22 protein-coding genes and 1 other RNA gene are annotated in these 23,285 nt (G+C 34.2%); 10 read left to right on the plus strand and 13 right to left on the minus strand.

Annotated elements, in window-relative coordinates; all coding sequences use genetic code 11:
* Nucleotides 1-10: 10 nt before the first annotated feature.
* Nucleotides 11-829: a cytochrome c gene (locus tag SULAZ_RS02170; protein WP_012673960.1), complete on the minus strand. Its 819-nt coding sequence runs from the start codon at nucleotides 827-829 to the stop codon at nucleotides 11-13.
* A gap of 138 nt (nucleotides 830-967) precedes the next feature.
* Here SULAZ_RS02170 and SULAZ_RS02175 point away from each other — a divergent pair, with 138 nt between their 5' ends.
* Both SULAZ_RS02175 and SULAZ_RS02185 read left to right on the plus strand, forming a co-directional pair.
* Complete coding sequence (locus SULAZ_RS02175; protein ID WP_012674914.1) at nucleotides 968-1,453, plus strand: ferredoxin-thioredoxin reductase catalytic domain-containing protein; 486 nt, start codon at nucleotides 968-970, stop codon at nucleotides 1,451-1,453.
* A 256-nt stretch (nucleotides 1,454-1,709) separates the two neighbouring features.
* Nucleotides 1,710-2,513: a GGDEF domain-containing protein gene (locus tag SULAZ_RS02185; RefSeq protein WP_187145714.1), complete on the plus strand. Its 804-nt coding sequence runs from the start codon at nucleotides 1,710-1,712 to the stop codon at nucleotides 2,511-2,513.
* Between the two features lie 32 nt (nucleotides 2,514-2,545).
* Here SULAZ_RS02185 and speD read toward each other — a convergent pair whose 3' ends face one another.
* Entirely contained in the window at nucleotides 2,546-2,971 is a 426-nt protein-coding gene (gene speD / locus SULAZ_RS02190) for an adenosylmethionine decarboxylase (protein ID WP_012673438.1), read from the minus strand.
* Between the two features lie 205 nt (nucleotides 2,972-3,176).
* Here speD and SULAZ_RS02195 point away from each other — a divergent pair, with 205 nt between their 5' ends.
* Both SULAZ_RS02195 and SULAZ_RS02200 read left to right on the plus strand, forming a co-directional pair.
* The gene (locus SULAZ_RS02195) at nucleotides 3,177-4,433 is read left to right on the plus strand and encodes a (Fe-S)-binding protein (protein WP_012674394.1); all 1,257 of its coding nucleotides are present in this window, start codon (nucleotides 3,177-3,179) and stop codon (nucleotides 4,431-4,433) included.
* Nucleotides 4,405-4,590 carry a rubredoxin gene (locus SULAZ_RS02200; protein WP_012675074.1) on the plus strand — a complete coding sequence of 62 codons (186 nt, stop codon included), beginning with the start codon at nucleotides 4,405-4,407 and terminating at the stop codon, nucleotides 4,588-4,590. Before SULAZ_RS02195 ends, SULAZ_RS02200 begins: the two co-directional genes overlap by 29 nt.
* Here SULAZ_RS02200 and argJ read toward each other — a convergent pair.
* Both argJ and SULAZ_RS02210 read right to left on the minus strand, forming a co-directional pair.
* On the minus strand, nucleotides 4,587-5,747 hold the full coding sequence (gene argJ, locus SULAZ_RS02205) for a bifunctional glutamate N-acetyltransferase/amino-acid acetyltransferase ArgJ (RefSeq protein ID WP_012674118.1): 1,161 nt from the start codon (nucleotides 5,745-5,747) through the stop codon (nucleotides 4,587-4,589). The genes SULAZ_RS02200 and argJ overlap by 4 nt on opposite strands.
* Nucleotides 5,737-7,632 (minus strand): 2Fe-2S iron-sulfur cluster-binding protein, encoded by a 1,896-nt coding sequence (locus SULAZ_RS02210; RefSeq protein ID WP_228357457.1) that lies wholly within the window; start codon nucleotides 7,630-7,632, stop codon nucleotides 5,737-5,739. Before SULAZ_RS02210 ends, argJ begins: the two co-directional genes overlap by 11 nt.
* A gap of 93 nt (nucleotides 7,633-7,725) precedes the next feature.
* Between SULAZ_RS02210 and SULAZ_RS02215 the strand changes: the two genes are divergently transcribed.
* Genes SULAZ_RS02215 through atpD form a run of 6 tightly spaced genes read left to right on the plus strand, consistent with a single transcriptional unit; the run spans nucleotide 7,726 to nucleotide 13,117 of the window.
* On the plus strand, nucleotides 7,726-8,166 hold the full coding sequence (locus SULAZ_RS02215) for a F0F1 ATP synthase subunit B (RefSeq protein WP_012673504.1): 441 nt from the start codon (nucleotides 7,726-7,728) through the stop codon (nucleotides 8,164-8,166).
* Nucleotides 8,163-8,699: a F0F1 ATP synthase subunit B gene (locus SULAZ_RS02220; RefSeq protein WP_012675094.1), complete on the plus strand. Its 537-nt coding sequence runs from the start codon at nucleotides 8,163-8,165 to the stop codon at nucleotides 8,697-8,699. Before SULAZ_RS02215 ends, SULAZ_RS02220 begins: the two co-directional genes overlap by 4 nt.
* 1 nt (nucleotide 8,700) lies before the next feature.
* Nucleotides 8,701-9,249: an ATP synthase F1 subunit delta gene (atpH, locus tag SULAZ_RS02225; RefSeq protein WP_012674426.1), complete on the plus strand. Its 549-nt coding sequence runs from the start codon at nucleotides 8,701-8,703 to the stop codon at nucleotides 9,247-9,249.
* A gap of 20 nt (nucleotides 9,250-9,269) precedes the next feature.
* Entirely contained in the window at nucleotides 9,270-10,784 is a 1,515-nt protein-coding gene (gene atpA / locus SULAZ_RS02230) for a F0F1 ATP synthase subunit alpha (protein WP_012674910.1), read from the plus strand.
* A gap of 10 nt (nucleotides 10,785-10,794) precedes the next feature.
* A complete protein-coding gene (locus SULAZ_RS02235) occupies nucleotides 10,795-11,673 on the plus strand; it encodes a F0F1 ATP synthase subunit gamma (RefSeq protein ID WP_012673918.1) in 879 nt (292 codons plus the stop codon).
* A gap of 19 nt (nucleotides 11,674-11,692) precedes the next feature.
* The gene (gene atpD / locus SULAZ_RS02240) at nucleotides 11,693-13,117 is read left to right on the plus strand and encodes a F0F1 ATP synthase subunit beta (RefSeq protein WP_012673671.1); all 1,425 of its coding nucleotides are present in this window, start codon (nucleotides 11,693-11,695) and stop codon (nucleotides 13,115-13,117) included.
* A gap of 110 nt (nucleotides 13,118-13,227) precedes the next feature.
* Here the strand turns inward: atpD and tsaD are convergent, their stop codons facing one another.
* From tsaD to pheS, 9 genes are all read right to left on the minus strand, one after another.
* The gene (gene tsaD / locus SULAZ_RS02245) at nucleotides 13,228-14,244 is read right to left on the minus strand and encodes a tRNA (adenosine(37)-N6)-threonylcarbamoyltransferase complex transferase subunit TsaD (protein WP_012674848.1); all 1,017 of its coding nucleotides are present in this window, start codon (nucleotides 14,242-14,244) and stop codon (nucleotides 13,228-13,230) included.
* Nucleotide 14,245: 1 nt separating this feature from the next.
* Nucleotides 14,246-15,472 carry a S41 family peptidase gene (locus tag SULAZ_RS02250; RefSeq protein WP_012673544.1) on the minus strand — a complete coding sequence of 409 codons (1,227 nt, stop codon included), beginning with the start codon at nucleotides 15,470-15,472 and terminating at the stop codon, nucleotides 14,246-14,248.
* A 54-nt stretch (nucleotides 15,473-15,526) separates the two neighbouring features.
* Nucleotides 15,527-16,549 (minus strand): aldo/keto reductase, encoded by a 1,023-nt coding sequence (locus tag SULAZ_RS02255; RefSeq protein ID WP_012674654.1) that lies wholly within the window; start codon nucleotides 16,547-16,549, stop codon nucleotides 15,527-15,529.
* Nucleotides 16,539-17,318 carry a TIGR00282 family metallophosphoesterase gene (locus SULAZ_RS02260; RefSeq protein WP_012674731.1) on the minus strand — a complete coding sequence of 260 codons (780 nt, stop codon included), beginning with the start codon at nucleotides 17,316-17,318 and terminating at the stop codon, nucleotides 16,539-16,541. The genes SULAZ_RS02255 and SULAZ_RS02260 overlap by 11 nt, the downstream gene beginning before the upstream one ends.
* A 7-nt stretch (nucleotides 17,319-17,325) precedes the next feature.
* Nucleotides 17,326-19,020 carry a ribonuclease Y gene (rny, locus tag SULAZ_RS02265; protein WP_012674171.1) on the minus strand — a complete coding sequence of 565 codons (1,695 nt, stop codon included), beginning with the start codon at nucleotides 19,018-19,020 and terminating at the stop codon, nucleotides 17,326-17,328.
* Nucleotides 19,017-19,577, minus strand: coding sequence for a 5-formyltetrahydrofolate cyclo-ligase (locus SULAZ_RS02270; RefSeq protein WP_012674152.1), 561 nt, complete (start codon nucleotides 19,575-19,577; stop codon nucleotides 19,017-19,019). Before SULAZ_RS02270 ends, rny begins: the two co-directional genes overlap by 4 nt.
* Nucleotides 19,578-19,621: 44 nt before the next feature.
* A non-coding RNA gene (gene ssrS / locus SULAZ_RS09300) (6S RNA) lies at nucleotides 19,622-19,791 on the minus strand.
* Nucleotides 19,792-19,845: 54 nt separating this feature from the next.
* Entirely contained in the window at nucleotides 19,846-22,254 is a 2,409-nt protein-coding gene (gene pheT, locus SULAZ_RS02275; protein ID WP_012674965.1) for a phenylalanine--tRNA ligase subunit beta, read from the minus strand.
* Nucleotides 22,251-23,285, minus strand: a complete 1,035-nt coding sequence (pheS, locus tag SULAZ_RS02280) for a phenylalanine--tRNA ligase subunit alpha (RefSeq protein ID WP_012674418.1) — start codon at nucleotides 23,283-23,285, stop codon at nucleotides 22,251-22,253. The genes pheT and pheS overlap by 4 nt, the downstream gene beginning before the upstream one ends.

A 23,285-nucleotide genomic window follows, 5' to 3' on the forward strand; every position in this document is an offset into this window, starting at 1 on the left:
ACATAAAATATTATTTATTAAACTTTTCTTTTAACTCTGCTACTGTTTGGTGAGTATTATGACACTTTGAACAGTTATTCATAGATATCCATCCTACAGATTTGTAAATCTCTTCCTTGTTTTTGGATTGTAAAGCCTTTGATAAAAGGTTTAACTTTTCTTCTAACTCTTTGCCTTGATATATTTCAATGGATAGTTTGTTGTTATGACACTCATTACAACTTTGAGATATACCCTTAACTCTTTTTATGAAGTTGTTTCCTTCTGCTACTGCTTTATCAAACTTTCCATCTTCTAAGTAAACTCTCATTTTTTTCATAGAGTCAGAAACTTTTTTCATATAATCGTGAAACTCTACATTAGACCTGCTTACAGGGTCTTCTATATTTATAACTTCAAAAGATGGGTAATGGTAAAGGATTTTTGTTGATACTTTGTAGTTTTGGTGGCACTGCATACAGGATTTACCTACAGCGTCAGCGTTAAATTTTACTTTTTCCATATCTTTTGACTTTACAGCTTCAACAAGGGCATTTACTTCATTCTTCTTTAACCCTTTATCAAACTCAGGAACCATTTTACCTATGTTTAAATAGTTCTCTCTTAAAATGTTTGCCCATTTTTCTGCATTTTTCCAATCATTTTCCTGTATGTTTGTAAACATTCCTGTAAAAGCTGTTGACATTGCGTACATACTGTTTAAAAACTCCATTTTATTTGAGTTTGGAGGATAGTACTTTGAAAGAGTCTTTGGTGGTTCTTTTAACGTTAAATCTCCAGCGTAAGAAATAGATACACATAAGGCTATAGCAGTTAGATACTTTTTCATAATAAACCTCCCAATCTTTGATTTGTTATAATAATAATAATCGTATTTTTTGGATTTTGCAAAGCAAATGAGATTTGTCATATCTATTTTTTGATTAAAATTGGACAATTTTTTGAATATTAAATTTGGAGGATTTAGATGGAAAATATAAAACCAGAAATACTAGAAAAGATGAAAAACTTTGTAAATACATTTGCGGAAAAATCTGGCACTGTACCAAATCCTAATGAAGAAGTAAGGATGGCTGTCATACAAGGACTTGCAGCTCATGTCCAAGAATTAGGAAAACCTCTATGCCCATGCAACTTTTATCCTGATAAAAAAGAAGAAGTTAAAAAAAGAAGATGGATATGTGCTTGTGATGAGATGCAAATATTTAAATACTGTCATTGTTTACTGTTTACAACACCAGAAGGTTTACCTATAACTGAATACTTACCAGAATGGCATGAAGGAAGACAGATATATGGCTTAGTTAAAGACCCAACTCCAGATAAAGGAAGGTCTCTATCTAAAGTAGAAAACATAGTAGAAAACCTCAAAGAATATATAAAAGAACACGGGCTTGATATACCTGAAGAAGATATATTAAAGTTTGCTCAAGAAACTGCGAAAAAGAAATAAGAATAAAGAATCAGGTTTTATATTATGAAGGGATGTGAAATTTTAAACAAAATAGAATCTTTAGGGGGTCATCTAAAAGAGGAGGAATTAGAAACACTTCTTGAAATAATTCGTCGTCAAATAAAATTTATGTTAAAGTATAACATTCTAATGACGCCTAAAAATTATGAAAGATGGTTTTTAGTTTTTTGTCATTTAGTAGAAAGTAAAGAGTCCTTAACGGATAAAGAAATATTTAATCTCTATGGGCGATTGTATGAAAAAAAATTTTAATATTGGCAAAGAAGAAAAATTTTTTGAAATAAACATAAGAGAAACATCAGATAAATTGGAAAAAATAGCAGACAGCATAGAAGAAAAACTCCTTGATATATTAAACGTTGCTTACTTACATAAGGAAAACATACAGAAGCATGAGGAGATTACCAAAAAGTCAGATGACGAAAAATTTTCTAAGATTCTACAAGAACTTGAATTTATAAAAAATCAGAATGAAAGTTTAACAAAGAAGTTAGAAAATTACCATAAAGAAATTCAAAATCTGAACATGGAACTAAAAATTGCAAAACAAGACGCAACTATTGATTTCTTAACAGGTGTTGTAAATCGTAGAAGTTTTGACAGAACATTGGGGAATTTGTTAAAAGAAGTAAGGGAAAAGGATTATATCTTTACGTTAATCTTATTAGATATTGATAATTTTAAATCTGTTAACGATACTTATGGACATTTGGCTGGTGATTTAGTTTTGAAAGAGATTTCTACTGTTTTAAGAATCTTTTTAAGGGCTAATACAATAATTGGAAGGATAGGAGGAGAAGAGTTTGGAATAATCTTACCTGGAGTGTCTTTAGAAAATGGAATAAAAGTAGCTGAAAGAATAAGAAGTATTATTGAAAATAGAGAAGTAAAATTTGAAGATAGAATAATAAAATTTACTGCCAGTTTTGGCGTAACAGAAAGTAAAAAAGAAGATACAAAAGAATCAATATATAAGAGAGTAGATGAAGCACTTTATATTGCTAAAAGAAATGGGAAAAATAGAGTAGCCTTTTTATAAACTGTGAAGCCGGCTGAAAGCCGGCTTGTTTGTTACATTAATCTATTTCTTTGTGAAGATGTTATAGTTGTTGCTAAAGATATATCCCTTGGAAACTCAGTTCCTCTTGAAGTTGTTTGAATTTCAAGTTTATCCGTTCCAAAGAAAGACTTAATGATTTCCAATGCAGCTGGAATATTAAATTCTTTACATGAGAAGATATCTATTGAAAAGTATCCTTTCTCCGGAAAAGTGTGGATACTTATATGGCTCTCAGCTATAATAACAAACCCAGATACTCCCCAGTCTTCTGGTTTCTCTCCACCATCATACTTAAATACGTATGGTGGCATTATCTTTGTCATGCCTATCTCTGCTGGAAGGGTGTCTAAGAAGTTCGTTACAGCTTCCACACTTGCTAACGCCTCAAACGACCCTTCATAACCATCAACCATTAAATGGGGTCCAAATCCTATCAACTCTGGTTATCCTCCTTTAAAATTAAATTTGTGGTATAAAAGATATATTAAAAATTTTTAAAAGTAAATATACTTTTGCATATTTTTTGTGCAAATTAAAATTTTTGCCTTGGATTTTTCAAGGTAGAAACATGATATAAGTTATTGTGAATATTTATTAACTAATATAGATTTTTAGTACAAATTGTTTTTAGGAGAGCGTTTAATGAGCCATTATATAGAACCTAAACTTACTATAGAGCTTGCCCATCAGTGTGTTAAATGTTCAGCTTGTCGTCAGGTTTGTCCAACTTACTCTGTTGTAAAAGAGGAAAGGTCTTCTCCACGAGGAAGGTTAGCTTTGGCTGAAGCAGTAGTTGACGGAATACTTCCTTTAACGGAAGATATAGCAGCTCAGTGGAACCAGTGTGCTATGTGTAGAAGATGTGAGTGGATATGTCCTAACGAAGTAGAGTACAAAGAGATAATGTTTAGAGCCAGAAATATGGCAAAAGAAAAAAGTAAAAAGGATTACTTTAAAAATGTTGTTTTTAAAGGTCTTGCTATGATGGGTAATCCTCTTACAAAAATAGGTATGAAATTTGCTCCTGCTTTAATGGAAGCTTACGGAAAAATGCTTGGAAAAGAGGTACCTGAATATAACGCAGTTTATATAGATGTAGGTATCCCTAAGTATGCTAAACTTATGCCAAAGCCTTCTGCAAAACCTTTTGGCCTTAGAGGTAAAGAGGTAAAATCAGAAAAATCAAAAGGTAGACTTTTATTTTTTACTGGATGTATGATAGATGCATTTCAAGGAAAGGTTGGAGAGAGTGTTTTAAAACTTATGGAAAAGGCCGGATACGACGTAGTTGTTCCAAAAGATATAAGATGCTGTGGAGCTCCTCACCTTTACAGCGGAGAGATAGACTCTTTTAATAAACTTATGAAACACAACAAACAGGAGATAGATAAGTACCAGTTTGATTACATAGTGGTTGCATGTCCAACGTGTGGTGGAGCTCTAAAAGAAGAGTATAAGTACCCTGTTAAAGACTTTGCGGAAATATTAGAAGAAGAAGGATTCTTTACATTTAGAGGTAAAGGTGAAAAAGTAACCTTCCATTTCCCATGCCACTCTTACACTGCTATGAAGACAGACCCTAATGTCTTTAGAAATGTTTTAAAAAACGTTAAAGATGCAAATTATGTAGAAGGTGAAGAGGCAATGATGTGTTGCGGTTTTGCAGGGTACTTCTCTGTTGCAAACTACGAAGTAGCATCTGAACTCCAAAAAAGGAAGATAGAGGACCTGAAAAAAACTCAGGCAACGTATGTTTTAAGTGATTGTCCCGGATGTGTTTTAAACCTTGCTGATGGAATGTACAAACATGGAGACTATAAAAATGTAAAAGTTATGCACCTTGCGGAGTACTTGGCAGAGAGGTTAGAAGATGAAAGTGTTAGTGAAGAAAGAAAGTAATGTAAAGTACAGATGTAGAGTATGTGGATACGTGTACGACCCAGAAAAAGGAGATGAGATAAATCTAATATCTCCTGGTGTAGAATTTGTAGACCTTCCTGATAAGTGGAGGTGTCCTGTTTGTAATTACTCAAAAAAGGAGTTTAGAAAGATTTAGGTTGTATACTCTGCATTTATCTCTACGTACTTGTAGCCTAAATCACAGGTGTAGAAAGTCCACTCTTGCTCTCCTCTACTAAGGTAAAGGTTTATAACAATTTCTTTATTATTTTTTAAATACTCTATAGCAGCTGACCTATCAAATTCTATTGGTTCTCCGTTATAGAGTAGAAAATCTCCTAAGTAAAGTTTAACTTTTGAAAAGTCTATATCTAAATGAAGTTGTCCTACTGCTGAAAGTATTCTTCCCCAGTTTGGGTCGTTTCCAAACATTGCTGTTTTAAAGAGGTTTGATGTTGCTATAGCTTCTCCAACTTTTTTGGCTTCTTCTTTAGATGATGCTTGAAATACATTTATCTCTATCAGTTTCGTTGCACCTTCTCCATCTTTAACAATCATCTTTGCAAGTTCTAAAGCCACTTCGTAAAGTTTTTTTGTAAAGTACACCCTGTTTGAGTCATTTATTTCAACCTTTGACTCTCCTGTTGCGACTACTACAAAACTATCATTTGTACTTTCACATCCATCTACTGATATTGAGTTAAAAGTCCTATCTACAACAAGTTTTGTAGCTTTGTCTAAAAGGTCTTTGTCTATTTTAACGTCTGTAAATATATAAGCAAGCATAGTTGCCATGTTTGGATGTATCATTCCAGCACCTTTTGCTATACCTTTTACAGTAAATACTTCTCCATCTATCATTCCAGTTGTTTCATAGTACTTATAAAAAGTATCTGTTGTAGATATAGCTCTTGCTGCCAATTCTAAATCTAAATCTTGAAGGTTTTGACAGGCTTGTTTTATACCATTTTCTACTTTATCCATAGGAAGCTGAACGCCTATCACACCTGTTGAAAACACCATAACCTCTGATTTATCTAAACCTAAACACTCTGCAGTAATTTCCACCATCTTTTCTGCATTCTCAAAACCTTTTTGACCTGTAGCTGCGTTTGCATTTCCACTGTTTATAACCAAAGCTAATATTCTATCTTGAATCTCACAAACCAATCTATCGTATAAAACTGGAGCTGCTGCCAGTGAGTTTTGAGTAAACACTGCGCTGTAAACAGAAAGGGGAAATTTAACAACAAGGATATCGTAATCCCCTGATGGTTTTATTCCAGCTTTTGCAACACCCATTTTAATATTCATCTAACACCCCTAAGTTTTTTAATTTCCAGTTTGTAAGATTTTCAGACCTTAAAGAAAAGTAAGAACAGTCCCATATATCTTGTTGATATTTTAATATCCAATCTGGAATTGAGTAATCGAAAGGTTTTATGTCTATCTTAAGGTTATTTAACTGTAGCATTGATTTTAATTTATTTAAAACATCACTGTTTTTATAAATAGGTTTTATTGAAGCCTTTGACTTTCTTTGGCCTGTTAAAAAGTCGTAATGTCCATCCTCTTCTATCCAAGTATTTAAGGGAATTACTACATCACTTATTAAAGCCAGTCCATCTTCAAAAGGTGTAAATAAAATTTTTGTTTTTAGTTTGTTTAATATCTCTTTAAGCTTTTCTTCTTCTACTACTAAAGATATCTCCTCTCCAAACATTACAATGTTTTCTATCTCACCTGATATAACTTTTTCAAAGATTTGTGTTATTGGATAGATATTTTTAATGTAATTTACAACTCCAAAAGCGTTTGAGTATGGAGGAGATATTATAATTTTACAGCCTTTTTCAACTTCAAGGTTTTTAAGAACCTCTCCTAAGTACCTTGCATCTTCTCCATAAAAATAAGATGAGTATACTATTACACTTCCTTCTTGTGCCACTTCCTTTAGTTTTTCTATTATCTCTCTGCCTTTAGCCTGTATAAAGTAAGGATACAGCTTCTTTATTCTTCCTAAACTTTCTCCTATGTACACAACTTTTTTCTTCATATAGTAAGTTAAAACAGGGTTAGTTAAGGTAATATCATCTCCTATAACTATATAGTGGCTTGCGTTTTTAATCTCCTCTTGGGTAGGAGGTTTATAATCCCCAAAACCTTCAAGTAGTGGAACAACGTCTAACGTTATAATTGAGGTTGTAAGTAGTCCAAAACTGTTTATACTTTCTAAAACTTCGTTTGATAGGTAAGGAGATACAATAACAGCTGTTTTTGAAGGGTTTTTGTTTACTGTCTCAGCTATTTGTTTTAAAGCGTTATCTAAAGATGTATTTTCTCCGTTAATCTTTGGAGTTTTTAATCTGTTTGTATTAAATGAATCATAACCTAAGTAAGGTTTTGCACATACTTCAAGTTCTGCTGTGCTTCTTATTCTGTAAATCTTTTTTCCATCGTGGTCTATTACAACTGGACAGCCTAAACTACATATGCTACAGTGGGTAAAAGTCTCATTTAAAAGCCAAGGACGTGCATTGTACTTAAAAGGTTTAAATAGTATTGCACCAACAGGACATATATCAACACACAGCCCACACATCTCACAGCTACTTGTATCCATAGGTTTTTTAACCGGGTCTATTAAAGTTTCAAAGGCTCTTTCAAGTGGGTAAAGAGAATGAGACTGATTTATGTTATCACAAACACTTACACATTTCATACATAAAACACATCTATTTGATACATACTCAAGGTAATCACTTTCCCAGTCAACTTCTTCCCTTATTTTTTCAAAGGGTGTTATGGGCAGGACTGGATTTTGAGGTCCCCAGTAGGTTCCCCAGTTTTGAAGGTCACACTCTCCAGCTTTATCACATATAGGACAGTCAAGTGGATGCCTTGTAAAAAGCATCTCTAAAATAAACTTTCTGTCTTCTTTTACCTTTTCGTTTTCTGTTTCTATTTCCATTCCATCGTAAACATAACTACCACAGGCAATTATACTTCTTCTTGCTTTTACATCGTAAACAAGACACATTCTACAACCACCAAAGATAGGTAGTTTTTCGTGATAACAGAAGGTAGGTATTAGTTTATTTAATTTTTTTGCAGCTTCTAAAACAGTTGTACCCTTGTCAACTTGTATCTCTATACCATCTATTTTTATGTTTACTTTTTCCATAGGTTTTAACTCCATCTCTTAGACTTTAAAAGCATTATAACAAAAATTTTGAATTTATTCTAATTTTCTGATATTATAATGTATGATATTTACAACAAGGAGGAGTTTATGCACGTAGGGATAAGTCTTGATTACACCCTTTTTATCCAATTAGGTTTATTTTTAGTTTTTATGTTCGTAATGAAAAAAGTCTACTTTGATCCATACTTACAGGCATTTGAGGAAAGAGAAACGACAGTTAAGAAACTACTGGAAGAAGCTGAAGTAAACAACAGACAAGCTCAAGAGATTTTAAAAGAAGTTGATGCAATTTTATCAAAAGTCAAAGAAGAGAGTAAAAAAATCTTAGATGAATCTTCAAAGGAGACAAACCAAATTGTTGCAGATATTATAAGAAAGGCTCAAGAAGAAGCTGAAAAAGAGATAGAAGAAGCTAAAAAGGATATAGACAGAGTAGCTGAAATAGAGATAAAAGCGTTAGATACAACTATAGAAAAAATAGCAGAGAAGATAGTAGATAAACTAACTCTTAAGGAGAAAGCGGCATGAAAAAAGCTATTTTAATGGGTTTGTTTATAGTAGGAATCTCTTTTGCATCTGAAGGTTCTGAGGAGTCAGGTGTTTTAATCTGGAAAGCTGTTAACACGGTTATTCTTTTGGCTGTGATAGCCTACTTTGGTGGAAAACATATTAAAAGATTTCTAGAAAATAGAAGACAGTCGGTTGCAGATATGGTTTTGCAAGCCCAAAAAGCTAAAGAAGATAGTATTAAAGCTTTAGAAGAAGCAAAGAAAAAGTTAGAGGAAGCAAACTATAAACTTGAGGAAGGTATAAAACTTGCTAAAGAGACAGCTGAAAACGAGAGGAAACACGCAATTGCCCAAGCCAACGAGATAGCAGAAAGAATAAAGGCTCAAGCAAAAGAAACTATAAATATAGAAATTAAAAGAGCAGAGTTAAAAATTAAAAAGTATGCCACATCAAAAGCCTTAGAGTTAGCTCAAAACCTTTTAAATCAAAAAGTAGATCCAGAAACAACAAAAGCTATAGTAAATAAAACAATAAAACAACTGGAGGCTTAAGTTGAAAGTAGATAAAAAGTTTTTGAAGAAAGTTGTTAAAGGGATGATAAAAGTTCTTGGAAATGATGAGGAAAAGCTTTCTAACACATCAAAAGCTTTAGATATTCTTTCTTTACTTTACAAATCTAACTCAAACTTTAGAAATATAATTTTAAGTCCAACAGTTTCTTTAGAAGAAAAAGAGAAAGCTGTTTCAAAAATTTTAGATGTTTTAAATCTACCTCAAGAAGTAAAACCTTTTATTTTTTTGGCTGTAAAAGAAAACAAAGGAAACATTATTAAAGAATTAAACAAAGCTTTTAGATTTGAAGTAGAAAAGTTCTTTGCAACAGTTCAAGGAGAAGTTATTACAGCTCATCCTATTGATGAAGACCTTTTAAACCAAATAAAAACTGTACTTGAGTCTAAAATAGGTAAAAAGATTGAGTTTACAGTTAAAGAAGATAAAAGTTTAATTGGTGGAGCTGTTATAAAAGCTGGAAGTTATATACTTGATACGTCTGTAAGAAATTACTTAAAACAGTTAGAAAGGTCATTAACAAGATTTTAATATACCAGGAGGTTGAATAGATGTCTGTTATAAGAGCTGATGAAGTTTTAGAGCAGTTAAACAAGCAAATTCAAGAGTTTGAAGTTTCTGCAAACCTTGAGGAGATTGGAACTGTTATTCAGGTGGGAGATGGTGTTGCTCGTATTTACGGTCTTGAAAAGGCAATGATGGGTGAGATGCTTGAGTTTGAAAATGGTGTAGTTGGTGTTGTATTTAACCTTGAAGAAGATAATGTAGGTGCAGTTTTACTTGGATCTGACGTAAACGTAAGAGAAGGTAGTGTAGTAAAAAGAACTGGGAAAATTTTGTCTATTCCAGTAGGAAAAGGACTTCTTGGAAGAGTAGTTGATGGACTTGGAAATCCGATAGACGGAAAAGGTCCTATAACAGATATAGCTTACTACTCTCCAGTTGAAAAAATTGCTCCGGGTGTAGTCAAGAGAAAATCAGTACACGAACCACTTCAAACAGGTATAAAAGCAATTGATGCAATGATTCCAATAGGTAGAGGACAAAGAGAGTTAATAATCGGAGATAGGGCAACAGGTAAAACTACAATTGCTATAGATACTATACTTAACCAAAAAGGTCAAGGTGTTTACTGTATCTATGTAGCAATAGGACAAAAGAGAGCAAACGTTGTTCACATAGTTGAAACGTTGCAGAAACATGGTGCAATGGAGTATACAACTGTCGTTGCTGCTACAGCTTCAGACCCTGCAACTATGCAATATATAGCTCCATTTGTTGGATGTACAATAGGTGAGTACTTTAGAGACAACGGAATGCACGCTTTAGTTATATACGATGACCTTACAAAACACGCTTACGCTTACAGACAGTTATCACTTCTCTTGAGAAGACCACCAGGAAGGGAAGCATACCCTGGAGACGTTTTCTACCTTCACTCAAGATTGTTAGAGAGAGCTGCTAAGTTAAACGATGAACTTGGAGCAGGTTCTTTAACTGCTTTACCTATTATAGAAACTCAAGCAGGTGACGTTGCTGCATACATTCCAACTAACGTTATATCTATTACTGACGGTCAGATATTCCTTGAGGCAGACTTGTTCTATAAAGGTATAAGACCTGCTATTAACGTTGGTATCTCTGTTTCAAGGGTAGGTGGTGCTGCTCAAATAAAAGCTATGAAACAAGTTGCAGGTACTTTAAGACTTGACCTAGCTCAGTTTAGAGAGCTTGAGGCATTCGTTCAGTTTGCATCAGACCTTGATAAAGCAACTCAGGCTCAGATTGCAAGAGGTCAAAGAATGGTTGAACTTTTAAAGCAACCACCTAACCAGCCTGTTCCAGTAGAAAAACAAGTTGCAATTATATACATAGCAGGACAAGGGTACTTAGACGATGTACCTGTAAACGCTATTCAAAAATTTGAAAAAGAGTTTTACACATTCTTAGATACAGAAAAACCAGATATCCTTGAAGCTATAAGAAGGGAAAAAGCTTTAACAGACGATATAAAAGCAAAACTTGATGCGGCTGTTAAAGAGTTTAAGAAAAAAGTCGCATTTTAGGAGATGAAAAATGGCTAAGTTATCTCCAAGGGATATAAAAAGAAAAATAAACGGTATAAAGAACACAAGAAGAATAACTTCGGCTATGAAGATGGTTTCTGCGGCCAAGTTAAGAAAGGCCCAGAACCTTCTTTATGCTACAAGACCTTATTCAGAAAAGTTGTATGAACTTATATCAGATTTATCTATCTATATAGACAGGGAATCCCATCCACTATTAGCAAAAAGAGAAGTTAAAAATGTAGACCTCATCGTTATAACAGCTGATAGAGGACTTGCAGGAGCTTTTAACTCAAACGTTTTAAAAACGGCTTGGAGAGAGATACAAAACCTTCAATCACAAGGAAAAACTGTAAATTTGATTTTAATAGGTAGAAAAGGAGTAAACTTCTTTAAAAACAAAGGTTTAAATATTGTTGCATCTTACGAAGATATATATAGAAACCAAATGAACCTTTCATTTACCTCTATGCTTGGAGGTATCGTATCTTCAAGATTTATAGAAGAAAAAACAGATGCTATTTACTTAATTAACAACGAGCTTATAACATCTTCTACTTATGAAACAAAAATTAGAGAACTTCTACCGTTAGAGCCTAAAGCAAGTTCTCCTAAAAAGTACGATGAAATGAGTATATATAACATTGAACCTTCTAAAGAAGAGGTTTTGGATTCTCTACTCCAAAGGTACATTAACTTTCAGCTTTATAGAGCTTTAGTTGAATCTTCAGCTGCAGAACATTCTGCAAGAATGATAGCAATGGATAACGCAACTAAAAACGCAGGAGAAGCAATTAGAAAATGGACTATCATATTTAATAAAGCAAGACAAGAAGCTATTACAACAGAGCTTATAGACATTATTAACGCTGCTGAAGCAATTAAGTAAAAATCAAGGAGGATTATAGATGGCAAAAGGAAAAGTAGTTCAGATTATAGGTCCGGTAGTGGATGTTGAGTTTCCAGAGGGACAACTACCGGCAATAAGAAACGCTATAAAAGTGCAAAGAACGGCTATTGATGATACTGGGAAAGAGTACGTTGAAGACCTTTACCTTGAAGTTGCTCAACATCTTGGAGATTCAAGAGTTAGGACGGTAGCTTATGGTCCTACTGATGGACTTGTTAGAGGAGTTGAAGCTGAGGACTTAGGTTCTCCAGTAAAAGTTCCTGTAGGGAAGGCAGCTCTTGGTAGAATATTCAACGTTGTAGGACAACCAATAGATGAAGCAGGACCTGTAAACGCAGAAGAGTACTGGCCAATCTTTAGAGAAGCTCCTTCTTTTGAAGAACAGTCTACAAAAGTAGAGCAGTTTGAGACAGGTATCAAAGTTATTGACTTATTAGTGCCCTTGATAAAAGGTGGTAAAGTAGGACTGTTTGGTGGTGCTGGAGTTGGTAAAACTGTTTTGATGCAGGAGCTTATCCACAACATAGCTAAGTTCCATTCTGGATACTCAGTTGTTGTTGGTGTTGGTGAAAGAACAAGGGAAGGAAACGACCTTTGGATGGAGATGAAGGAGTCTGGAGTTTTACCTTACACAGCAATGGTTTACGGTCAGATGAACGAGCCTCCGGGAGTTAGATTTAGGGTTGCTCATACTGGACTTACTATAGCAGAATACTTTAGAGATGTGGAAAAACAAGACGTTCTTATCTTTATAGATAACATATTTAGATTTGTTCAGGCAGGTGCTGAAGTTTCCACACTTCTTGGAAGACTTCCTTCTGCAGTTGGTTATCAGCCAACACTTGGAACTGACGTTGGTGAAGTTCAAGAGAGAATTGCATCTACTAAGAATGGTTCTATTACATCTATTCAGGCTGTTTATGTTCCTGCAGACGATATTACAGACCCAGCTCCAGCTTCTATATTCGCACACCTTGATGCAACTATCGTTCTCCAAAGAAGATTAACAGAGTTAGGTATATACCCAGCTATTGACCCATTAGAGTCAACTTCAAGGGCTTTAGCACCAGAGTATGTAGGTGAAGAGCATTACTACGTAGCAAGGGAAACACAAAGAATATTACAAAGATACAAAGAGCTTCAAGAGATTATAGCTATCTTAGGTATGGAAGAGCTTTCTGATGAAGATAAGGCTATAGTTGGAAGAGCAAGAAGATTACAGAGATTCCTTGCTCAAAGATTCCACGTTGCTGAACAGTTTACAGGTCAACCGGGTTCTTACGTTAAGAAAGAAGAAACTATACAGTCTTTCAAAGAAGTTGTTGAAGGTAAATGGGATCATTTACCAGAGCAAGCATTCTACATGGTTGGTGGAATAGAAGAAGCTAAAGAAAAAGCAGAAAAGTTAGGCGTTAAAGTTTAACATTAACGGGAGGTTAATCCCTCCCTTTTTATTTTTAAGAGGATTTGAATATGGAGCTAGTTTTAATCGTTATGGGCTTGTTTTTCTTAGTGGTTTTGTTTGCTGGAATATTAGGTATGAAAATCTCTAAGTAGTTGAGGGAATCTATCTATTCTACACTTGGCTTTAGCTTCAAAATCTAATTTAAATCCTTTCTTGTATTTTGAAAATCTTTTAAATCCTGTAAAAGCAACCATAGCTCCATTGTCTGTACAAAGATTTAGAGGAGGGTAGTAAAACTCTATACCTTTTATTTTTGAAACCTCTTCTCTTAGCTTTGAGTTAGCTGATACACCACCTGCTATTACAACTCTTTTTACGTTAAACTCATTACAAGCATCTAACGTCTTTTTTAAAAGTGTTTCTATGATGGCTCCTTGGAAAGAAGCTGCTATATCTTCTTTTGTATGTATGCCTTTTCTGATTTCTTTTATCACAGCTGTTTTTAAACCACTGAATGAAAAGTTAAACCTGTTTTCTCCTTTTTCGTTTATCATTGGTCTTGGAAATTTTATCACTTCTTTTCCGTTTTGAGCTAGTCTGTCTATCACAGGACCTCCCGGGAAACCCAAGTCCATAGCCCTTGCTACTTTATCGAAAACTTCTCCCACTGCATCGTCTAAAGTTCCTCCTATGTATAGGTAATCTTCAAAGTCTTTAACCAAGATTAGTTCTGTATGTCCTCCGGATACTACAAGAGCTATAAATGGATACTCAATTTCTTTAACTAAAAAGTTGGCAAAGATGTGTGCTTCTATATGATGTACAGGTACAATTGGTTTGTTTATGGAAAATGATAAAGATTTTGCAGCTGATACACCTACTACTAACGATATAATTAATCCCGGCATAAATGTTGCAGTTACTACGTCAACATCGTTTAAGCTGATTTTTGCATCTTTTAATGCTTTGTCTAAAACAGGTAAAAAGTTTTTTGTGTGTTCTCTGGCAGCAAGTTCTGGGTAAACTCCTCCAAACTCTAAATGTATAAACTGAGACGATACTACATTGGAAAGAATACCCCTTTCACTGTCATAAACAGCTACAGAGGTATCATCACAAGAACTTTCTATCCCTAAGACTATCATCCTAATTCAACTTCTTTGCAAAGTTTAAAATTTTTATTGCATTTATGGCAGCTTCAAGTTGAGGGTCTTTTATCTCAACTTCTTTTCCGTTCATTTTTGCTTCTCTTTCTGCTTTTGCTCTTTCTGCTTCTTCTTCTTCACTTACTTTTACGATTATATCCGGAGTTATGCCTTTATTCATTATAAGATTTCCATTTGGAGTGTAATAGTGTGCCACTGTTAATTTTACACCAGAACCATCAGGTAAAGGTATGAGAGTTTGTACAGAAGCTTTACCAAAGGTTGTATCACCGACTATAATCGCTCTGTTATTATCTTTTAAAGCTCCTGTTAAAATCTCAGAAGCTGATGCAGAGCCTTTATTAACGATAACCGCTATTGGAATTTTTTTATCCACTACTGGTTCTGATTGGGAGTAGAACTCTTCTTTGTTTTTTGGGTCTCTACCTTGTGTGTAAACGATTAATTTACCTTTTGGTAGTAGCATATCAGCTATTGAAACTGCAGAGGTAAGTAATCCTCCCGGATTGTTTCTAAGGTCTATGATAATACCTTCTTTGTTTTTGAATGATTTTAAAGCTTTTTCAAACTCTTCAGCTGAGTTTTCTTGAAACTGGGTTAACCTTATATACCCAATTTTTCCATTTTCTAATTCTTTTGTTTTAACACTTTTTACTTTTATTAAGTCTCTTACTAACTCTACTTTAAATGGTTTTTCTACACCTTTTCTAAATATAGTTAATGTAACTTTTGTTCCGGGTTTTCCTCTCATCTTTTTAACTGCTTGGAAAAGGGTCATTTTGTCTGTAGGTTCTCCGTCTATCTCTACTATCCAGTCTCCAGGTTTTATTCCTGCTTTAAATGCAGGAGTATCTTCTATTGGTGATACGACTAAAAGTTTGTTGTTTTCCATAGTTACTTCCATTCCAAGTCCACCAAACTCTCCCTGTGTTTCTGATGTAAACTCTTTAAACTCTTCGGGTGTAAAGAAAGTTGAGTAAGGGTCAAGAGATGATAGTAAACCTCTTAGTGAGCCATAAAGTAATTTTTTAGGGTCTGTTGGTTCAACGTAGTTATCCTCTACTAGTTTTAAAACATCTGTATAGGTTCTAATTATTTGAATATCTTCACTGTAATCTGTTTTTGGAGTTTTTGCGTTAAGTCCAAAGCTCATTCCGGCAACAAATATTAAAATCACACCTACAACCATTGAGATTCTGCTTTTCATCTTATCTCCTTAATAAGTTTTTATCTAAAATTTAGTATATCATAAACTTATTTTCTATCTACTGCTTGAAAATATAAAATCAATTTCTTCTTTTTCAAGTTTGGGATAGTTCTCTATCTCTATGTTTTCTAAAAGATGGTTTACTTTACTCATACCTATAAGCACTGTTCCTACTCCCGGAGTACTTCTTACAAACTGTATAGGGATATGGACATCTTTTTCTACTTTGAATAATTTTTTAGCATTTTCATCAAATCTTCTAACTATTCTTCCTTGGAATAATGGTGCGCTTATGTATGTATATATACCAAGAATTTGAGTTGCTTCTAAAGTGGAGTAGAGCTTACCATTATAATATTGATTTTTAAGTGTGTAGCTTTCTGTCATCGCTAAATTATAAGGTAGTTGAATAAATCTAAAGTGATGGTTTTCCCCTCCTACATCCTTAGCAATATCAAAAATCTCAAACAAGTTTAGGTGTTGAATGTGGTCAGGGGGGACTCTAAAGCCGTTCCATGTTGCAAGTCCATAGTATCTTAACTTTCCTTGATTTACTTTTCCTTCTAAGAGTCTAAAAACGGTCCATAGTTTTTTGTAAAATGTCTGTTTATCTACTATTTGAAGTTGGTCTTCTGGGTTGTGTAGAAAGTATATATCAATGTAATCTGTATCTAAGTTTTCTAAACTTTTTTCAAAAGACCAGTCTATGTATTTTGGAGTTAGCATGTTTCCGTAAGGTGTAATATCTTCTTTACTTACGATACCCTTATCTATAAAGTTTTCCTTCAAATATTGTGTTATGTTTTCTACTTTAAGTCTACTGTCCCTTGGAAAGTATCCTCCTTTTGTGGAGATTATTAAACTTTTCCTATCTATATTTTTTAATACTCTACCTATAACCCTTTCACTTTCCATATCCCTGTAGTTTATAGCTGTATCTACTACGTTAATACCTAACTCCACTGCTTTTTTTATAGTCTCTTCGTAGTTTTTATTTGTGTTTTCATCGGGACTGCCTAAGTAAGTTCCAATACCTATCTCGGATAATTTTAAATCTAAAAAGTTTTTATAGTTCATAACTTTCACCTTCTTTTATTTGTATTCTTTTTAATTTTTTTTCTTCTGTGTCTAAAAATAAAGCTTGAAATATGTATCTTCCTTCTTCTGGTTCGTATTTTACAGGCATTCCTGTTATGAATTTTTCTATAATCTGTGGAGCTTTAATTCCTATCACCGAGTCGTAAGCACCTGTCAATCCTACATCTGATATGTAAGCTGTACCTTTTGGTAAAAATCTTTCATCTGAAGTTTGTACATGGGTGTGAGTTCCAAAGACTAAGGTTGCCCGTGAATCTACGTAATAGCCAAAGGCTTGTTTTTCTGATGTAGCTTCTCCGTGAAAATCTACTATTATATAGTCTGATGTATCTTTTACTTTGTTGTAGATTTCGTCAAAGGTTCTAAAGGGGCAGTCTAAGGGAATTCCAATAAAGACTCTTCCCATAAGATTTATAACTGTTATTCTTTTATTGTTTTTTTCATAAGTGTTAAATCCTTTACCTTTTGCAAGGGGAGGAAGGTTTGCAGGTCTAAGTAGTCTTTCATCGTCTATGATTGTATACACTTCTTTTTTATCAAATGTATGGTTTCCAGAGGTTATAACGTCTACTCCTGCAGTAATCACTTCTTCAAAAGTAGGTTTTGTAATACCGTTTCCGTGGGCTAAATTTTCTCCGTTTAAAACTACAAAGTCTATACTTAACTTTTCTTTAAGGGAAGGAAGAACCTCTTTAACAGCTCTCCTTCCCGTTCTTCCGATTACATCTCCAATAACTAAAAATCTCATCTTTAACCTACTTGGCTACTTCTACAAATCTTGACTCTCTTATTGTAACAACTTTTATCTGTCCTGGGAACTCTACTTCTTTTTCTATTCTTTTTGCTATCTCTTTTGTTAAGAGGTAAGCTTCTTCGTCAGAGAGTTTTTCTGCGTTTACAATTACCCTTACTTCTCTACCTGCCTGTATTGCAAAGGACTTTTCTACATTTTCAAAAGAGTTAACAATTGCTTCTATCTTTTCAAGTCTATTTATATAAGATTGGAGTACTTCTCTTCTTGCTCCGGGTCTTGCCGCCGATAGTGCGTCAGCTGCTGCAACTAAAACAGCTTCAGGGTACCTTGCAGGTTCATCTCCATGGTGGTAGAGGATTGCGTTTATGACGTAGTCAGGTTCTCCGTATCTCTTTGCAATCTCAGCTCCAACTTTGGAGTGAGCTCCTCCAACTTCGTGGGAGATTGCTTTACCTATATCGTGCATAAGTCCTCCCCTTCTTGCCATCTTTTCATCTAAACCAAGCATTGCAGCCATCATTCCTGCAAGGTATGCTACTTCTTTAGTGTGTAGTAAAACGTTTTGGGTATAAGATGTTCTGTAGTTTAACTTTCCTATGTAGTAGTAAAGTTCAGGATGGACGTCTGTGAAACCAAGTTCAAGGCATGTTTCTTCTCCTAACTTCCTAATGTGCTGGTCCATTTCTTCTTTTACTTTTTCAACAACCTCTTCTATCCTTCCCGGATGTATTCTACCATCAGCTATAAGTCTTTCTAAAGCTATTTTTGCAATCTCTCTCCTTAAAGGGTCAAAAGAAGATATTGTAACTATATCTGGTGTATCGTCTATTATTAAATCTACTCCTGTTGCCATCTCAAAGGCTCTTATATTTCTTCCTTCCCTTCCTATTATTCTACCTTTTATATCGTTACTTGGAAGGTCAACAACTGAAACTGTGTAGGTAGTAGTTGCTTCTGGTGCAAGTCTTTGAATCGCTGTAACAAGGGTCCATTTAGCCTCTTTTTCTGCGTTTTTCTTTGCTTCCTCTTCAATCTCTCTCATAAGCTTAGCAGCTTCTAATTTTGCTTCTTCCTCTACTTTTCTCATAAGTTCTGCTTTTGCTTCTTCTTTTGTCATACTTGCAATCCTTTGAAGCTCTAGTATGTAATGTTCTTCAGCAGATTTTAGTTTTTCTTCTTTTTCTTTTAACTGTTTCTCTAAAGCTTTTATTTCTGATTCTAACTTAGCAATTTCAGCAGCTCTTTTCTCTATCTCTTCTTCTCTGTGTTCTAACCTTGCAAGTCTTTTCTCTAACTGGGACTCTCTCATTAAAAGTTGTTTTTCTAAGTTTTGAAGTTCCTCTCTTTTTTGTCTTATTTCATTTTCAAGTTCTTGTTTTCTTTTCAATAGTTCTTTCTCTATAATAAACTCTTGCTGTTCTTTCAATTTTAGTGCTTCTTTCTCTATCTCTGATGCCCTTATCTTAGCTTCTCTTTCAGCTTCTTTTAATATCCTTTCTACTTCTTTCTCGGCTTCCTTTTTTATCCTTTCTGCTTCCTCTTTTGCAAGTTTTTCTATCTCTTCTTTTCTACTTAATACTTTGTTATACTCTTCTTCTTTTTCTTTCAGTTTCTTTTCTACCATTACTTTACAAGCAGTAAATCCTGCTCCACCAGCAAAAACTGCAGATAATAATCCTACTATTACTTCGTTCATTTTACTTCCTCCTTTTTTGTTTTTAAAATTTGTGTTGGTGTAATAATTAAATCAACTCTAAAATCGTGGGGTTCGTGGGGTACTTTTTCTAAAAGTTGAAAATCGTAGCAAAATCCTATTTTTAACGAATCTTTTCTTAGTTTTGGTAAAAATCTATCATAGTAGCCTTTCCCATAACCAATTCTGTATCCTTCTTTATCGTAAGCAACTGCAGGGACAACTATTAAATCTATTTCTTTAGGGTTTATTTGGAATCCTACAGGCTCCTTAATGCCAGCATAACCTACGATTAGATTGTCTAATTCCTTAATAATAGTTGGTTTAATGTCTTGCCCTGATACTTTTGGTAATACTACTGTTTTTCTTTCTTGAAGTAATTTTTTTATCAATACTGTAGTATCTACTTCTTTTTTATGGGGATAGTAAAGCATAAATGTTTTAAAATTTGAGAGGTCAAGTTTAAGTAGAAAATTGTTTATTATCTTATGAGAGTCTTCCTGCCAGTTGGGATAAATTTCTCTTTTTGCTAAAATCTTCTTCCTAAGTTCTTCTTTCAACATGACCTCCCAAAAGTTGGAAGGTCAGGGCTAAAAAAGTGGTCAAGGCCCCCACGAAGGCCGACGGGATTGGTAGCCTTGTTCTTGGGCGCTTACCCAATAGGTGGGTGCTCCCACTGTAGTCCCACGGGATCTACAGGATGTCGAGCTCCCTTTCTGATGTATATAGCCCAGAAATAGCTTATACCATCCCTATCGAACCCCGCAGGTTAGCCTTAATCTTTTCTAAATCTATATAAAATCTATTTATCACTTTTTCAGCTCCTGACTACTTCCTTAATTCAATATCAGGATAAATTAATTTAAGTTTGTTTAAAATTTCTTCAACTTCTAAATTTACCTCTTCATCTGATAAGTTTTTATCAGGGTGTAAAAACTCAACTGAGACTGCTACACTTTTACGACTGTTAGATAAGAAGTAAACATCAAAAAGTTTGATATTTTTAACAAGGTTTGAAGCTTTCTTTAAATCCTCTATTAAATTACCAACTTTCAAGTTTACATCGATAACAAAGGCAAGGTCTCTTTTTACTGGTGGATACTTTGGAATCTCTTTGTAAATAATAGGCCTTTTATTTAGGTAGTATGTGTAAATGTATCCTTCTTTTAACGGATTTTCATTAATATCCCTTGGAACGTACTTTAACTTTAACTCAAAAACAAAAGTATTTTTAGGAATTTCAAACTCTGCTGCAACTTTAGGATGAATCTTTCCAACATAACCTACTGTATAGCCCATTACTATTATATTAGCTGATTCGTAAGGATGTAAGAATACAGGTAAATTTTCATCTGAAACCAAGTAATCTAAACCAAGGAAGGTTAGAAAGTTGTCTATAACACCTTTTAATGACAAGAAATCCCAATCCCTGTTTGTACTGAAGCTTCTTATAGGTGAGGTGTAGTTGTACCCATCTACCAGTTTACCACTTACAAGTCCTGCTACGTTTATTGACTCGTGGTCATCAAAAAAAGTTGATGAAAGTTCAAAAATAGATAAGTCTTTTCTACCAAACCTTAAGTTTTCAACTTGATTTTGAATAAGACTTACTACAACAGTGTCTCTCATAACACTTTGAGATTTTAAAATGTAGTTTTGTATATGGATTTTAGGAAGTGGTAAAGATAAGGTGTTATAAAAATCAGGTGATGTAAAGGTGTAGTTTAAAACTTCTGTAAAACCACTATTTAAGAAAAACTGGCGTACCTTAGTGTCAAACTCGTAATCTTTAGGTTTGCTAAAAATTTTTGTAGGTATTTTAGGGTAGTCTTCTTCAAATTTATCATACCCGTAAACTCTTGCAACCTCTTCAACTAAGTCTATCTCCCTTTCTAAATCGTAAGACCTAAATGAAGGAATGTGGACCTTAAACTCTTCTCCCTCTTTTTCTACTGGAATTTCCAGTCCTGTAAGTATTTTTATAGTAGTTTCATCTTCTATCTTACTACCTAAGATTTTTTCTATAAAAGAAGGTCTAAGTACTACAGTTTTAGGCTGGTATGGTTTTAGGTATAGGTCTTTTACGGTTTTAACCTCTCCTCCTGCTAAGGAAAGTATTAAAGAAACTGCCTTGTCAGAAGCTGTAGAACAGTTTTCTATATCTACACCCCTTTCAAACCTGTAGGATGAATCTGTAAGGATAGAGAGCCTTTTAGCAGTTTTTCTTACACTGGTAGGGTCAAAGACAGCAGATTCTAAAAGAATATTCTGTGTATTTTGGTCTATCTTACTGTTTTCTCCACCTATTACTCCGGCGATGGCTAAAGGCTTTTTATCGTCAGCAATAACTATATCTTGGTTGGTTAAAACCCTCTCCTGACCGTCTAAGGTTAAGATCTTTTCTCCTTCAAAGGCGTTTCTAACTGTAATTTTACCTTCAATCTTATCTAAATCAAAAGCGTGAAGTGGTTGACCTTCCTGAAGGAGTATGTAGTTTGTTATATCTACAATGTTGTTTATAACAGACAATCCAGATTTTATAAGTTTTAACCTTACAGATAGAGGAGACTGTTTTACTTTTATACCTTTTATAACTGTAGCTTTATACCTTAATACTTTATCCGTTTGAATGTTTATCTCTATAGAATTTTCTACGCTAGGAAGCTGAGGATAGTAATCTTTTCTCTTTAAACCAAAGGCAGCTGCTATCTCTCTACTTAGACCTTTAACACTTAAAACATCTCCTCTATTTGGAGTTATCTCTATTTCAAAAATATCATCACTGCCTATGTCTAAAACTTTGTTTGCGTCTACTCCAATGGGTGTGTCTTCGTCTAACAAGAAAATACCATCAGACTTTTCTTCTAAACCAAGTTCTTGTAGGGATAAAAGCATACCTTCAGAAGAAATAGATCCAAACTTAACAGGTTTAATCTCTTTTCCTAATATAACAGCTCCAGGCTGTGCAAGTATTACAACACTTCCTGCCTTTACATTGTCAGCTCCGGTGATAACTTGATACTCTCTTTCTCCATCACTTACCTTACAAACGAAAAGTTTATCTTTTTCTGGATGCTTTTCTACAGATAAGATTTTTACTGTAGTTATATTAGGAATGTAATTACCAAATTTGTAAACGGTTGTTTCTATACCTATAAGGTTTAATTTCTCTGCAACTTCACTAGCAGGGATATCAATATCAACAAACTCTTTAACCCACGAGTAAGGAACTTTCATACTATCCCCTTAAACTGAGAGTTAAACCTCATATCGTTAGTAAAAAGTAGTCTAATATCTGTTATCTGGTACTTTAACATAGTGATTCTCTCTATTCCAAGTCCAAATGCAAAACCCGAGTAAACTGTAGGATCTATACCACAAGCAGTAAATACGTTTGGATCTACCATACCACAACCAAGTATCTCAAGCCATCCAGTGTTTTTACAAACTTTACATCCCTTTCCGCCACAAACGGTACAACCAATATCAACCTCAGCTGAAGGCTCTGTAAATGGGAAGTAGCTTGGTCTAAACCTTATAGGAATGTTTTTACCAAACACTGACTCTAAAAATATCTTTAAAATACCTTTTAAGTGTCTAAATGTTATATCTTGGTCAACTACAAGCCCTTCTATCTGGTGAAACATGGGAGAGTGGGTAGGGTCTAAGTCTTTTCTATAAACTCTACCTGGAGCTACTATAGCAATTGGTGGTTTCTTTTTTAGCATAGTTCTTATTTGAACTGGAGATGTGTGGGTTCTAAGAAGCATACCGTTGTTTAAATAAAAAGTGTCCTGCATATCCCTTGCAGGATGGTTTTCTGGGATGTTTAACATCGTAAAGTTATAGTCCTCATACTCAACCTCTGGTCCCGATTCAACAGAAAATCCCATATACAGGAATATATCTGTAATCTCTTTTAATGTCTGTAAAACAGGGTGAGGACTTCCAACATCAAACCAGTTTGGAGGTAAGGATACGTCTATCTTTTCTCTTTTTAAGGCATCTTCTAACTCTTTCTTTTTAAAGTTTTCTTCATACTCTCTTATCTTTTCTTCTAAAAACTCTTTTATAGAGTTTGCAAGTTGTCCAATTTCTTTTCTTTCTTCAGGTGGCAAGGTACCTAAGGTTTTTAGGATAGATGTTATTACTCCTTTTTTTCCTAGGTACTTTACTCTAATTTCATTTAAAGATGAGGGGTCTTTAACCCCTTCTATCTCCTTTAAAACTTCTTCCTTAAGATTAAGAAGCTGAGCTTTTACATCCAT

The organism is Sulfurihydrogenibium azorense Az-Fu1, assembly GCF_000021545.1.
Classification (GTDB): Bacteria; Aquificota; Aquificia; order Aquificales; family Hydrogenothermaceae; genus Sulfurihydrogenibium; species Sulfurihydrogenibium azorense.

Excerpts from the sequence above, each read along its gene's own strand:
- SULAZ_RS02170 (WP_012673960.1), bottom strand. The coding sequence starts at position 829 with ATGAAAAAGTATCTAACTGCTATAGCCTTATGTGTATCTATTTCTTAC.
- SULAZ_RS02175 (WP_012674914.1), top strand. The coding sequence starts at position 968 with ATGGAAAATATAAAACCAGAAATACTAGAAAAGATGAAAAACTTTGTA.
- SULAZ_RS02185 (WP_187145714.1), top strand. The coding sequence starts at position 1,710 with ATGAAAAAAAATTTTAATATTGGCAAAGAAGAAAAATTTTTTGAAATA.
- SULAZ_RS02195 (WP_012674394.1), top strand. The coding sequence starts at position 3,177 with ATGAGCCATTATATAGAACCTAAACTTACTATAGAGCTTGCCCATCAG.
- SULAZ_RS02200 (WP_012675074.1), top strand. The coding sequence starts at position 4,405 with ATGAAAGTGTTAGTGAAGAAAGAAAGTAATGTAAAGTACAGATGTAGA.
- argJ (WP_012674118.1), bottom strand. The coding sequence starts at position 5,747 with ATGAATATTAAAATGGGTGTTGCAAAAGCTGGAATAAAACCATCAGGG.
- SULAZ_RS02210 (WP_228357457.1), bottom strand. The coding sequence starts at position 7,632 with ATGGAGTTAAAACCTATGGAAAAAGTAAACATAAAAATAGATGGTATA.
- SULAZ_RS02215 (WP_012673504.1), top strand. The coding sequence starts at position 7,726 with ATGCACGTAGGGATAAGTCTTGATTACACCCTTTTTATCCAATTAGGT.
- SULAZ_RS02220 (WP_012675094.1), top strand. The coding sequence starts at position 8,163 with ATGAAAAAAGCTATTTTAATGGGTTTGTTTATAGTAGGAATCTCTTTT.
- atpA (WP_012674910.1), top strand. The coding sequence starts at position 9,270 with ATGTCTGTTATAAGAGCTGATGAAGTTTTAGAGCAGTTAAACAAGCAA.
- SULAZ_RS02235 (WP_012673918.1), top strand. The coding sequence starts at position 10,795 with ATGGCTAAGTTATCTCCAAGGGATATAAAAAGAAAAATAAACGGTATA.
- atpD (WP_012673671.1), top strand. The coding sequence starts at position 11,693 with ATGGCAAAAGGAAAAGTAGTTCAGATTATAGGTCCGGTAGTGGATGTT.
- tsaD (WP_012674848.1), bottom strand. The coding sequence starts at position 14,244 with ATGATAGTCTTAGGGATAGAAAGTTCTTGTGATGATACCTCTGTAGCT.
- SULAZ_RS02250 (WP_012673544.1), bottom strand. The coding sequence starts at position 15,472 with ATGAAAAGCAGAATCTCAATGGTTGTAGGTGTGATTTTAATATTTGTT.
- SULAZ_RS02255 (WP_012674654.1), bottom strand. The coding sequence starts at position 16,549 with ATGAACTATAAAAACTTTTTAGATTTAAAATTATCCGAGATAGGTATT.
- SULAZ_RS02260 (WP_012674731.1), bottom strand. The coding sequence starts at position 17,318 with ATGAGATTTTTAGTTATTGGAGATGTAATCGGAAGAACGGGAAGGAGA.
- rny (WP_012674171.1), bottom strand. The coding sequence starts at position 19,020 with ATGAACGAAGTAATAGTAGGATTATTATCTGCAGTTTTTGCTGGTGGA.
- pheT (WP_012674965.1), bottom strand. The coding sequence starts at position 22,254 with ATGAAAGTTCCTTACTCGTGGGTTAAAGAGTTTGTTGATATTGATATC.
- pheS (WP_012674418.1), bottom strand. The coding sequence starts at position 23,285 with ATGGATGTAAAAGCTCAGCTTCTTAATCTTAAGGAAGAAGTTTTAAAG.